Origin of the sequence: Pseudomonas avellanae BPIC 631 (assembly GCF_000444135.1) — a bacterium.
GTDB classification, from domain to species: Bacteria; Pseudomonadota; Gammaproteobacteria; order Pseudomonadales; family Pseudomonadaceae; genus Aquipseudomonas; species Aquipseudomonas avellanae.
This window is the reverse complement of the sequence record NZ_ATDK01000283.1, coordinates 20,466-31,364: the sequence shown is the minus strand read 5'-3', so window position 1 is coordinate 31,364 and position 10,899 is coordinate 20,466. Positions and strand designations below refer to the sequence as shown.

Genomic DNA, 10,899 nt, shown 5'->3' with positions numbered 1-10,899 from the left:
TCTGGCCACTGCTTTCAAGTGGCTGGTTTCGGCCCATGCCGGGCACACTAGGAGCGGACTTGTCCGCGAAGGGCTGCGAAGCGGCCCTGAAACAGGCCGCCTCGGTTGTATCTGCTGCACCGAGGCGTTTTACTGCCGGTTCCCGGCAGTTCGCGGACAAGTCCGCTCCCACACAAGCGAAGTGTCGCCCGGTGCGCCCCTAGATCCCGCTGAACCAGTTGTACCCCTGATCCTCCCAGTACCCGCCGGGGTTTTCGTTGCTGACGAAGATCTCGACGATGTGCTTGGGGTTCTTGAAGCCCAGCTTGGTCGGCACCCGCACGCGCAGCGGGTAGCCGTAGTCCGGTGGCAGGGCGACTTCGCCGAAGTCCAGTGCCAGCAGGGTCTGCGGGTGCAGCGCGGTGGGCATGTCCAGGCTTGAGTAATAGCGGTCGGCGCACTTGAAGCCGACGAAGCGCGCTGTGGTATCCGCCCCGATGTACTCCAGAAACGTTTTCAGCGGCACGCCGCCCCACTGCCCTATCGCGCTCCAGCCTTCAATGCAGATCAGCCGCGTGATGTCCGTGCGTTGCGGCAATTTGCGCAGCGCATCTATCGTCCATGGCTGCTTGTCGCGCACCAGCCCGGACACCGCCAGCCGATAGTCGGCAAGCTCCAACTCAGGCACGTTGTATTCAGGGTAAAACGCATTGAACGGGAACGGGTTGGTCAACTGCGCCTTGGTGTAAGTCGGGGCCAGTTTCTGGCCGTTGAACAGCCAGGCCTGAACCCGGTCGTTCCAGCGTGACATGGCCCACAGCACTTTATCGACCTGATCACCGTCCTGCAGATTACAGCCGGTGAGCATCGACATGGCGCCTACGGTCAGCCCTGCGCGCAGGAACGAGCGACGCTGAATATCGATCAACTGGCTCTGCTGCGCAGGCTCCAGACGAATGCGCTGGGTGATGCGTTTACGAGGTTCGTTCATGGTTGCGCAGTTCCATCTTCGTTCGGCTGGCGGCCGCCGGTAATCATCGGTAACAAGGTACTGGGCACCAGCACGACCAACACCAGGTGCACCACGACAAACGCGCCGATTGCCGTCATCGCGCCAAAATGCACCCAGCGGGCAAAATCAAACCCCCCCAGCAAGGCAACCAGCCCCTGAAATTGCACCGGTTTCCAGATGGCCAGCCCGGACACCACGACCAGCACGCCCATAATCAACACCAGCCAGTACATCAAGCGTTGCACCGCGTTGTACTGACCTTTGACGTGGGCCAGGCGAAAATGCATCGCGTCACTCATGTCGCGCTTTACCTCGGACGGCCGAACCGGCAACAGATCGCGCCGGAAATGGCGACTGAACACGCCGTACAGCACATAAATCAGGCCGTTGATGACCAACAGCCACATCACCGCGAAGTGCCAGGCAATGGAGCCGCCCAGCCAGCCGCCGAGTGTCAGGAATTTGGGGAACGTGAATGGCATCAGTGGCGATGCGTTATAGATAGCCCAGCCGCTCATGAACATGCAGACCATGCCAACGGCATTGACCCAATGTGTCAGGCGCACCGGCCACGGGTGAATCGGTCGGGTTTTCATGCGCAGATCCCTCTAGATCAGGTGTAACCGAGGGTGTCAGCGGCAGCCTGCCACTGACAGCCTCGGCTGCGATTACATCGGCGGGGTAAAACCGTCCTTGCCGACTGCGACACCGCGTGCCGACTTGCCGTCATCGGCCGGGAACAGCACAACCTTGGCACCTTTGGTCAGTTGTTCTTTCTTGCCAGGCTCAACGTAGGCGATAGGCACGTCTTCCGGCACCACCAGCTTCTTCTCGCCACCTTCATATTTGACGGTCAGGGTGCGGCCATTGGCTTTAGACAGAGTGCCCACGGTGCCATTGGTCATGGTGCCGGTGCTGCCGTCGGCATTTTCCCAGCCGTAGTGACCTTCGCCGCTGCCTTTCAGGCTTGCTTCAAAGACCGTGACTTCCAGCGCTTTCAGCGTGCCGTCAGCCTGCGGAATTGCCGCCGAACCGACAAAGCTGTCGGCCTTGATCGACTCCAGGTCTGCTTTGGAAACCAGGCGAATGCCGGTCTTGTCAGTCAGTTGAATACTCTGATGTTCACCCGCACGGGTGGTGAAGTTCAACGTGTCGGCCTGAACGCTGTCAACCGTGCCGCGCATCGGCTTGACAACCTTCATGTCAGCAGCCTGAGTCATGACAGCAGCGCTGAGCAACAGCAGGCCGAACGTGGTGGAAAGTGCAGTCTTCATCGGTACTTCCTTGGCAGGTGAGGTCTGGAAACTATCTTTGCACCGCTACCGGCACCGCAGAATGACCGGGCAATGACATTTTTGTCATTCGCCGGACACCTTGTCGGCAACTGGTTAGACTTCGGCATCGGTGCACCGAGGGTGCCTGCAAAAGCGTAGCGGACAAAACGATGCATATCCTGCTGATTGAAGACGATACCAAGACCGGCGAGTACCTGAAGAAGGGTCTTGGCGAATCCGGCTATAAGGTCGACTGGACCCAGCACGGCGCCGACGGCCTGCACCTGGCGCTGGAAAACCGTTACGACCTGATCGTGCTGGACGTGATGCTGCCCGGTATCGACGGCTGGCAGATCATCGAAGTGCTCCGCGCCCGGCAGGACGTGCCGGTGTTGTTCCTGACCGCCCGCGACCAGTTACAGGACCGGATTCGCGGCCTGGAGCTGGGGGCCGACGATTACCTGGTCAAGCCGTTTTCCTTCACTGAACTGCTGCTGCGCATCCGCACTATCCTGCGCCGTGGCGTGGTGCGCGAGGCCGATCACTTCCATCTGGCCGACCTGGAACTCGACCCGCTGCGCCGCCGCGTAACGCGCCAGCAACAGGTTATCGTGCTGACCAACAAGGAGTTCGCCCTGCTGCACCTGTTGTTGCGCCGCGAAGGCGATGTGCTGTCACGGGCACAAATCGCCTCGGAAGTCTGGGACATGAATTTCGACAGCGACACCAATGTGGTGGACGTCGCCATCAAGCGCCTGCGCAGCAAGATAGACCTGCCCTACCCGGTCAAGCTGATTCACACCGTGCGCGGCATCGGTTATGTGTGCGAGGTGCGGCCATGCGACGCCAGCCTTCCCTGACCCTGCGTTCGACCCTGGCCTTTGCGCTGGTGGCAATGCTCACAGTCAGCGGAGCGGGCCTTTATCTCTACCAGTCCATCGAACAGACTGTGATGCAACGCAGCGACCACGCGGTGCTGGCGCGGCTCGACCACTTTCGCAAGCTGCTGCGCTACGACCTGACGATGGACAACCTCAAAGGCAGCCCGCAACTGTTCGAGAACATGCTCGACAGCGAGGAAGACATCTTTATTATCGGCGAGCCAGGCAAGCCGCCAGTGGTTTCGGTCAACCCGCAACACGCACCGCTGCCGGACCTGCCGACGGTTGCCCAGGACCAGCCGCTGCGGGTCGATGACCTGCGCAGCGGCATGAGCCTGCAAGGCGTGCCGTTGCGCGCTGCGGCGGCGCAGGTGATGTCCAATGGCGTTGAAGTGCGCTTGCAGGCCGCGCACCTGATGGTCAAGGAAATGGCCATGCTAGCCAGCTTCCGCCAGAGCATTTATATCGCCGTGGCACTGGCGTTTCTGATCACCGCCGTGCTGGGTTACGTACTGCTGCGACGCGGTCTGCGCCCGTTGCGCAAAATGGCCGCGCACGCTGCAGCGATCACCCCGGCCAGCCTGCACAAACGAATGGACAGTCACGATACGCCCGTCGAGTTGCAGCAGTTGAGCAACGCCTTCAACGCCATGCTCGACCGGATTGACGATGGTTATCGACGCCTGATGCAGTTCTCCGCCGACCTGGCCCACGAGATTCGCACGCCGGTCGGGTCGCTGATGGGCCATTGCCAGGTGGCGCTGCGTCAGGATCGCAGTGTCGATGAATACCAGGCATTGCTGGCTTCCAATCTGGAAGAGCTGGAGCGCATCTCGCGGCTGGTCGAAAGCATTCTGTTTCTGGCCAGGGCGGACGAGGCGCAAGCGGCGCTGGAACGCCAGCCGCTCGACCTGCACGATGAATTGCAACGCGTGGCCGGTTATTTCGAGGGCCTGGCCGACGAGCGCAATCTGAAGTTGAGCCCCAGTGGGCAAGGTACGCTGCTGGCCGATCCGATATTGCTGCGTCGCGCCCTGAGCAACCTGGTGGCCAACGCCATTCGTTATGCGGATGAAGACAGCGAGATTCTGATTCGTGTAGCGGCGGTTGATCAGCAGTGGCGAATCGAGGTGGAAAACCAGGGCCCGGTGCTGCCACACGCCACCCTGGCCCGGTTGTTCGACCGCTTTTATCGTGGCGACGCCTCGCGCCATGAACGCTCAGACTCCAACGGCCTGGGGCTGGCCATCGTCACGGCAATCATGCACCTGCATGGCGGGCGCGTCGAAGTGGCTCAACCAGCCGACGGCAGGATTTGCTTCAGCCTGGTATTTCCGGCGGTCTGATCAACCGCCGGGTAACGATCAGGACTTCTTGTCGTGAGCGATTGCCAGCTTGTAGAACGTCGCCGAACCGCCCTCGGTGGTGTAGCCGGTATTGTCCTGGGTATAGACCCCTGCCTTGAAGTAGAACAGTTTGCTGCTCCAGGCTGAATCAAGCTTGGCGTACCAGACCGCGTCGAAAGCACTGACGGTCAGATCGCCGGAAGGCGACAGGTTGATGGTGTAGCTGAACTGCTGATCAAGTGGCACACCCTGCGCGATGGTGATCACTTCGATTTCAGAATCCGGCGTGCGACGGAACTTGGCGACGATATTGCCGGTTTTCAGCTTTTCCTTGTACTGATACTCCACCTTCAGCAACGGCTCGGTGCTCTGGTAGCAGTGAATCTGCCCGATCACGATCTTGCCGGTGGAAGGCACCTGATCGACTTCCAGCGTTGCACGCAGAAAGTTGTCGGCGCTCGAATAGGCCCAGTTGAAGACTCTGCCGTCGGACGTCGTCTCGCGTAATTCGGAGCGCGGGTACTTGGCGTTCTCTGTCGTGGAACCGGTCACCGGTGCCCAGAAAAACAGCGTATCCCCGGACTGAAAATAACCGTCCCTATAACCCTTGAGCAACTTAGGCGTTTCGATGATGGTGGCAGGATCCCCGACGGGCACGGACAAATTCCAGGTGGCAAGGTCGATCATGGGGTAACTCGCAAGGTACGCAGTTGTACCGGCAAATAGGGCTCTGGAACGGGCATGCTGGCCCGTTGCGTTCAAACAGACTATCGGCTGAATCGTTTATTTATTAAACAGTAATGACAACTCGCTGACGCCAATAAAATGCCTAAAAAAGCCAATGCCACTATTTTGATGTCAATTTACGAACTACGGCCAAGTGCCAGCTATGGGCTGCAGGTGCCGATTTATCTGCACAGGTCAATTCGGGTGCTGCGTCATTTTTTTGGAAGGCACATCACAAAACAGCCTGAACGAAGCGCTTTTTACCGACGAGCGGTAGCCATTATTTGCTGAAAAAATGAACTTTCCTCATATTTGGCTGACAGACGCGACCGTTCATCGTCGGTTTCGGGGCTGGTAGACCTCTTGCCCCTATTCAAAACCACCGTCTGGCAGTTACGGGTTGACCTTAAGATCTTGTTACGAGATATTAGTTAGCAAGCTATTAATATTCTCACTAACAATGTTTCTCCTAACTAAATTTCCGGTATTTCCATGTCTGTCGATTCATTGCATCGGGCGGTCAGTAGTGGTCTGGTAGCGGCGTCTCGCCAATGGCGCCGCATCTGTCAGAACACGCTGGTCACCTACGGGATTTCCGAAGCGTGCGCAGGGCCTTTACTGGCGATTGCGCGCTTGGGTGACGGTGTCCATCAGGTAAAGGTGGCCCAAGCCGCCGGCATGGAAAGCCCGACGCTGGTGCGCCTGCTTGATCAGCTGTGCAAGGCCGACATCGTGTGCCGCAGCGAAGACCCCAACGACCGCCGCGCCAAGGCCCTGAGCCTGACCGACAAGGGCCGCACGCTGGCTGGTTCCATCGAACTGGAACTGACCCGCTTACGCGCCGATGTCCTTAAAGGTCTTGCGCCCGCTGACCTGGAAGCCACCTTGCGTGTGTTCCAGGCGTTTGCCGAGGCGGCGCACACTGAATCGGGAGGATCGGCTTGAGCGGATTTTTCTCCAGCGTGCCGCCGGCGCGCGACTGGTTCTACGGTGTGCGTACCTTCGGCGCCTCCATGCTGGCGCTGTACATCGCACTCCTGATGGAAATGCCCCGCCCCTACTGGGCAATGGCCACCGTGTACATCGTTTCCAGCCCGTTCGTAGGCCCGACCAGTTCCAAGGCGCTGTATCGCGCCGCCGGAACCCTGGCCGGTGCAGCCGCGTCGGTGCTGCTGGTGCCGATGTTCGTGCAGACGCCCTTGCTGCTGGCCATCGTGGTCGGACTGTGGACCGGCACGCTGCTGTTTCTGTCTCTGCACCTGCGCACCGCCAACAGTTACGCGTTGATGCTGGCGGGCTACACCATGCCGTTGATTTCGCTGCCGGTGGTCGACAATCCACAGGCCGTGTTCGACATTGCCGTGTCGCGTACCGAAGAAATTTTCCTTGGCATCATCTGCGCCTCTGTTGTCGGCGCGATGTTCTGGCCCAGGCGTCTGGCTCCGGTGTTTCAGGCCACCACAGAAAAGTGGTTTGTTGACGCCGCGACCTACAGCCAGCGCTTCATCAGCCGCACCTGTCAGGCCGAAGAAATCGGCACGCTGCGCAACTCGATGGTCGGCAGCTTCAACTCGCTGGAAATGATGATCGGCCAGTTGAGCCACGAGGGCGCACGCAAACAGACTGTGCGCAACGCCAATGAACTGCGCGGCCGAATGATTCACCTGCTGCCGGTCATTGATGCGCTGGACGACGCGCTGTGGGCACTGGAGCGGCGCACGCCCGAGCTGCTGGCCAGCCTGAAACCCATGCTGCAAAAGGCTTGCGACTGGCTCGAAAGCACTGCTGATGGTCCGCAACATGAGCCGTGGCAACAATTGCACCGCGAGCTGGAGGGCCTGCAACCGGGCTCTGCGCAACTCGATGACCGAGACCAGTTGTTGCTCTCCAATACCCTGTTCCGCCTGAGCGAATGGATCGACCTGTGGCAGGATTGCCGCACCCTGCAGTACGCGATCAAGACCGACGACCAGTCGCCATGGCGCGCGGTATATCGCCACTGGCGTCTGGGTCGGCTCACGCCGTTTCTGGACCGCGGCCTGATGCTCTATTCAGTGACTTCGACGGTACTGGCGATCATCGCCGCATCGGTGTTGTGGATTCTGCTGGGCTGGAAAGACGGCGCCGGTGCGGTCGCGCTGGCCGCGGTGTCGTGCAGCTTCTTTGCCGCCATGGACGACCCGGCCCCGCAAATCTACCGGTTCTTCTTCTGGACCCTGCTGTCGGTGGTGTTTGCCAGCCTGTACCTGTTCGTGGTGCTGCCCAACCTGCACGACTTCCCGATGCTGGTACTCGCCTTCGCCGTGCCGTTTATCTGCGTCGGCACCCTGACCGTACAACCGCGCTTCTTTCTGGGCACGCTGCTGACCATCGTCAACACCTCGTCGTTCATCAGCATCCAGAGTGCCTACGATGCGGATTTCATGAACTTCCTCAATTCCAATCTGGCCGGGCCTGCCGGGCTGTTGTTCGCCTTTATCTGGACGCTGGTGTTCCGCCCGTTTGGCGTCGATCTGGCAGTGAAGCGCCTGACCCGTTTCAGCTGGCGCGACATCGCCAGCCTCAGCGAACACTCGTCTCTGGCCGAGCATCGGCGCATGGGCGTGCAAATGCTCGACCGCCTGATGCAGCAACTGCCGCGCCTGACGATTACCGCGCAGGACACCGGGATTGCCCTGCGTGAGCTGCGGGTGGCGCTGAACATGCTTGACCTGCTCGCTTACACCCGGCGCGCAACGCCTGCCGCTCAGGTGTTGTTGCGCCAGGTGATCGATGAGGTCAGCGGCTATTTCAAACACTGCAGCAAAGCCGGCGAGCGACTGCCCGCGCCCAGAGGCCTGTTGATGGCCATGGACCGCGCACGCCGCGCGCTGACCGATCAGGAAATGGGCGACAACCCGGCTCGCGTTCATCTGCTGCACGCGCTCAGCGGCCTGCGTCTGGCGCTGTTGCCGGGCGTGGAGATCGTCACTGTGGGCGGTGAGCTGACCGAGCAACTGCCGCATAACATCGATGGAGCACCCCTGTGATCGGTGATCTGGACATCAGCGGGATCTTCATCCCCACGTTCCTGGCGATGATGAGCATCGCCTATCTGCTGTTTCTCGGCGTGCACGCCGTGCTGTCGCGCGCCCACTTCTACCGTCTGGTCTGGCACCGGGCTTTGTTCAACGTAGGTCTATACGCTTTGCTGCTCGGCGCCGTGGATACTCTCAGTCGATACCTGATGACATGAAAAAACCGATACTGACACTGGGCCGCGTGGTCCTGACCCTGCTGGTTGTCACTCTGGCTGCCGTCGTTGTGTGGCGCATGGTGATGTATTACATGTACGCGCCGTGGACCCGCGACGGGCATATTCGCGCCGATATCGTGCAGATCGCGCCGGACGTGTCCGGCCTGATCCAGAAGGTTGAGGTGACGGACAACCAGCCCGTGCACAAGGGCCAGGTGCTGTTCACCATCGACCAGGACCGCTTCCGCCTGGCCTTGCGTCAGGCGCAGGCCACGGTCGCCGAGCGCCAGGAAACCTGGGAGCAGGCACGCCGCGAGAATAAGCGTAACCGTGGCCTGGGCAACCTGGTGGCGCGTGAGCAACTGGAAGAAAGCCAGTCTCGCGAGGCCCGCGCCCTCTCGGCACTGGGTGAATCCCGCGTGGCCGTGGATGCCGCGCAGCTGAACCTGGATCGCTCGGTGATCCGCAGCCCGGTGGACGGCTACCTCAACGACCGCGCGCCCCGCGATCACGAGTTCGTCACGGCCGGGCGGCCGGTGCTGTCGGTGGTCGATTCGGCGTCGTTCCATATCGACGGCTACTTCGAGGAAACCAAACTGGACGGCATTCATGTCGGCCAGGGCGTTGATATCCGGGTCATTGGTGACAACGCACGGCTGACCGGCCACGTGGTGAGCATCGTTGCCGGCATCGAAGACCGTGACCGCAGCAGCGGCTCGAACCTGCTGCCCAACGTCAACCCGGCGTTCAGTTGGGTGCGGCTGGCGCAGCGGATTCCGGTGCGCATTGCCTTCGATGAGGTGCCTGGCAACTTTCGCATGATCGCCGGGCGCACCGCGACGGTGTCGATCATTGACGATACGCAGGAGGCGCAACGATGAAACGCGCTTTACGCGTGGCGGCGCTTGGGTTCAGTGCCGTGCTGTCGGCCTGCCAGATGGTCGGGCCGAACTACCAACTGCCGAAAGACGGCGCGATCAATCGCCCGGATTTACAGGGCGAACTGGCCGGCCGTTCGGTCAACACCGTTTCGGCGCCGGTGCCTGCGCACTGGTGGCGGCTTTATCAGGATGCGCGTCTGGATGAACTGGTGCGCCAGGCCATCGCCTCCAATACCGACCTGCGCATTGCTGCCGCCAACCTGCAACGCTCTCGCTATCAGACGTCCGAAGCCCAGGCCGCAGGCGGTTTTACCAGCGGTGCGAAGATCGGCGCGCAGCGTGTGCAGGAATCGGGCGAGGCGTATCTGCTGACCGAAAAGGTGCCAGTGTCCAACGTCGGTGACGTAGGCCTGACCACCTCCTATCAGTTCGACCTGTTTGGCACGTTGCAGCGCGGTATCGAAGCTGCGCAGGCCAATGTCGATGCCAATCAGGCGGCGGTCGATACGGCACGCATCACTGTGGTCGCCGATGTGGTGCGGGCCTATACACAGATCTGCGCGGCCAACGAAGAACTCGGCATCGCCCGTGAATCACTGGCCCTGCAACAGCAGAGCGTAACCCTCAACCAGCGTCTTCGCGATGCCGGGCGAGGCGATGAAACCCAGGTCACGCGCTCGCAAACGCAGTTCAAGTCATTGCGCGCCGAAATGCCCCGTTACGAAGCGCGGCGTCAGGCGGCGATGTTCCGCCTGTCGATGCTGCTGGCCAAACCTGTGGAACAATTACCTGCCGGGGTCAGCACCTGTAACGAACTGCCGCACATCGCACAGGTCATGCCGGTGGGCGATGGCGCCACACTGCTCAAACGCCGCCCGGATGTGCGTCAGGCTGAACGTCATCTGGCGATGTCGACGGCCGAAATTGGTGTGGCCACCGGCGAGTTGTATCCGGACATCAGCATTGGCGCGAGCATCGGCACCACCGGCCTGATCGAGAACCTCGGCAAACCGGCCGCCAACCGCTGGGGCTTCGGGCCACTGCTGAACTGGACAATCCCGTCCAACGGCTCGCGCGCACGTATCCATCAGGCTGAAGCGTCGGCGCAGGCATCGTTGGCACGATTTGACGGCGTGGTGCTCAACGCCATCCGTGAAACCCAGACCGGCCTGGCGCAGTACACCGCCCTGCTCGACCGCCGCGACGCCCTCAAGGAAGCCGAACAATCGGCCAGCGAGGCCGCTGACCAGACCCACCGCTTCTATCAGGCCGGACGTGCCTCGTTCCTCGCCGACCTGCAAGCCACCCGCACCTACACCGACGTACGCGCACAAATGGCCGAAGCCAACACCGAAGTGGCCATGGGACAGATCAACCTGTTCCTGGCACTGGGCGGCGGGTGGGAGAAGGATGACGTGGCCGGAAAATAGGACGCTTCGCTTGTCCACGATCTGCCGGAATGTCCAGAATGTCCAGAATGTCCAGAATGTCCAGAATGTGGGAGTGGACTTGTCCACGATCTGCCGGGAACCGGCAGCACAACCAACCGCCTCGGTGTGCCTGAC

The 10,899-nt window shown here is 60.8% G+C and carries 11 protein-coding genes; 7 read left to right on the top strand and 4 right to left on the bottom strand.

The features are described from left to right. Positions 1-199 precede the first annotated feature (199 nt). From DW49_RS0117005 to DW49_RS0116995, 3 genes are all read right to left on the bottom strand, one after another. Positions 200-970 carry a molybdopterin-dependent oxidoreductase gene (locus DW49_RS0117005; protein WP_005619379.1) on the bottom strand — a complete coding sequence of 257 codons (771 nt, stop codon included), beginning with the start codon at positions 968-970 and terminating at the stop codon, positions 200-202. Further along, a complete protein-coding gene (locus DW49_RS0117000; protein ID WP_005619381.1) occupies positions 967-1,587 on the bottom strand; it encodes a cytochrome b/b6 domain-containing protein in 621 nt (206 codons plus the stop codon). Before DW49_RS0117000 ends, DW49_RS0117005 begins: the two co-directional genes overlap by 4 nt. A gap of 72 nt (positions 1,588-1,659) precedes the next feature. Then, on the bottom strand, positions 1,660-2,265 hold the full coding sequence (locus DW49_RS0116995; RefSeq protein ID WP_003378210.1) for a hypothetical protein: 606 nt from the start codon (positions 2,263-2,265) through the stop codon (positions 1,660-1,662). 170 nt (positions 2,266-2,435) lie between these two features. On the opposite strand from DW49_RS0116995, the gene DW49_RS0116990 reads away from it, so the two are divergent. Together DW49_RS0116990 and DW49_RS0116985 are read left to right on the top strand one after the other, a co-directional pair. Next, positions 2,436-3,125, top strand: coding sequence for a heavy metal response regulator transcription factor (locus DW49_RS0116990; protein ID WP_005619384.1), 690 nt, complete (start codon positions 2,436-2,438; stop codon positions 3,123-3,125). Beyond that, positions 3,104-4,492 carry a heavy metal sensor histidine kinase gene (locus DW49_RS0116985; RefSeq protein ID WP_005619385.1) on the top strand — a complete coding sequence of 463 codons (1,389 nt, stop codon included), beginning with the start codon at positions 3,104-3,106 and terminating at the stop codon, positions 4,490-4,492. Before DW49_RS0116990 ends, DW49_RS0116985 begins: the two co-directional genes overlap by 22 nt. Before the next feature lie 18 nt (positions 4,493-4,510). Here DW49_RS0116985 and DW49_RS0116980 read toward each other — a convergent pair whose 3' ends face one another. Further along, positions 4,511-5,179, bottom strand: coding sequence for a polysaccharide lyase family 7 protein (locus DW49_RS0116980; protein ID WP_003378216.1), 669 nt, complete (start codon positions 5,177-5,179; stop codon positions 4,511-4,513). 531 nt (positions 5,180-5,710) lie between these two features. On the opposite strand from DW49_RS0116980, the gene DW49_RS0116975 reads away from it, so the two are divergent. The 5 genes from DW49_RS0116975 to DW49_RS0116955 are packed head-to-tail and all read left to right on the top strand — an operon-like array spanning position 5,711 to position 10,764. Further along, a complete protein-coding gene (locus tag DW49_RS0116975; RefSeq protein WP_005619387.1) occupies positions 5,711-6,163 on the top strand; it encodes a MarR family winged helix-turn-helix transcriptional regulator in 453 nt (150 codons plus the stop codon). Beyond that, complete coding sequence (locus tag DW49_RS0116970; protein ID WP_005619388.1) at positions 6,160-8,247, top strand: FUSC family protein; 2,088 nt, start codon at positions 6,160-6,162, stop codon at positions 8,245-8,247. Before DW49_RS0116975 ends, DW49_RS0116970 begins: the two co-directional genes overlap by 4 nt. Continuing rightward, the gene (locus DW49_RS0116965; protein WP_005619390.1) at positions 8,244-8,453 is read left to right on the top strand and encodes a DUF1656 domain-containing protein; all 210 of its coding nucleotides are present in this window, start codon (positions 8,244-8,246) and stop codon (positions 8,451-8,453) included. The genes DW49_RS0116970 and DW49_RS0116965 overlap by 4 nt, the downstream gene beginning before the upstream one ends. Continuing rightward, positions 8,450-9,334 carry an efflux RND transporter periplasmic adaptor subunit gene (locus DW49_RS0116960; RefSeq protein WP_003378220.1) on the top strand — a complete coding sequence of 295 codons (885 nt, stop codon included), beginning with the start codon at positions 8,450-8,452 and terminating at the stop codon, positions 9,332-9,334. Before DW49_RS0116965 ends, DW49_RS0116960 begins: the two co-directional genes overlap by 4 nt. Continuing rightward, entirely contained in the window at positions 9,331-10,764 is a 1,434-nt protein-coding gene (locus DW49_RS0116955; RefSeq protein ID WP_005619392.1) for an efflux transporter outer membrane subunit, read from the top strand. The genes DW49_RS0116960 and DW49_RS0116955 overlap by 4 nt, the downstream gene beginning before the upstream one ends. Positions 10,765-10,899: the final 135 nt, after the last annotated feature.

Excerpts from the sequence above, each read along its gene's own strand:
- DW49_RS0117005 (WP_005619379.1), bottom strand. The coding sequence starts at position 970 with ATGAACGAACCTCGTAAACGCATCACCCAGCGCATTCGTCTGGAGCCT.
- DW49_RS0116955 (WP_005619392.1), top strand. The coding sequence starts at position 9,331 with ATGAAACGCGCTTTACGCGTGGCGGCGCTTGGGTTCAGTGCCGTGCTG.
- DW49_RS0116995 (WP_003378210.1), bottom strand. The coding sequence starts at position 2,265 with ATGAAGACTGCACTTTCCACCACGTTCGGCCTGCTGTTGCTCAGCGCT.
- DW49_RS0116985 (WP_005619385.1), top strand. The coding sequence starts at position 3,104 with ATGCGACGCCAGCCTTCCCTGACCCTGCGTTCGACCCTGGCCTTTGCG.
- DW49_RS0116990 (WP_005619384.1), top strand. The coding sequence starts at position 2,436 with ATGCATATCCTGCTGATTGAAGACGATACCAAGACCGGCGAGTACCTG.
- DW49_RS0116980 (WP_003378216.1), bottom strand. The coding sequence starts at position 5,179 with ATGATCGACCTTGCCACCTGGAATTTGTCCGTGCCCGTCGGGGATCCT.
- DW49_RS0116960 (WP_003378220.1), top strand. The coding sequence starts at position 8,450 with ATGAAAAAACCGATACTGACACTGGGCCGCGTGGTCCTGACCCTGCTG.
- DW49_RS0117000 (WP_005619381.1), bottom strand. The coding sequence starts at position 1,587 with ATGAAAACCCGACCGATTCACCCGTGGCCGGTGCGCCTGACACATTGG.
- DW49_RS0116975 (WP_005619387.1), top strand. The coding sequence starts at position 5,711 with ATGTCTGTCGATTCATTGCATCGGGCGGTCAGTAGTGGTCTGGTAGCG.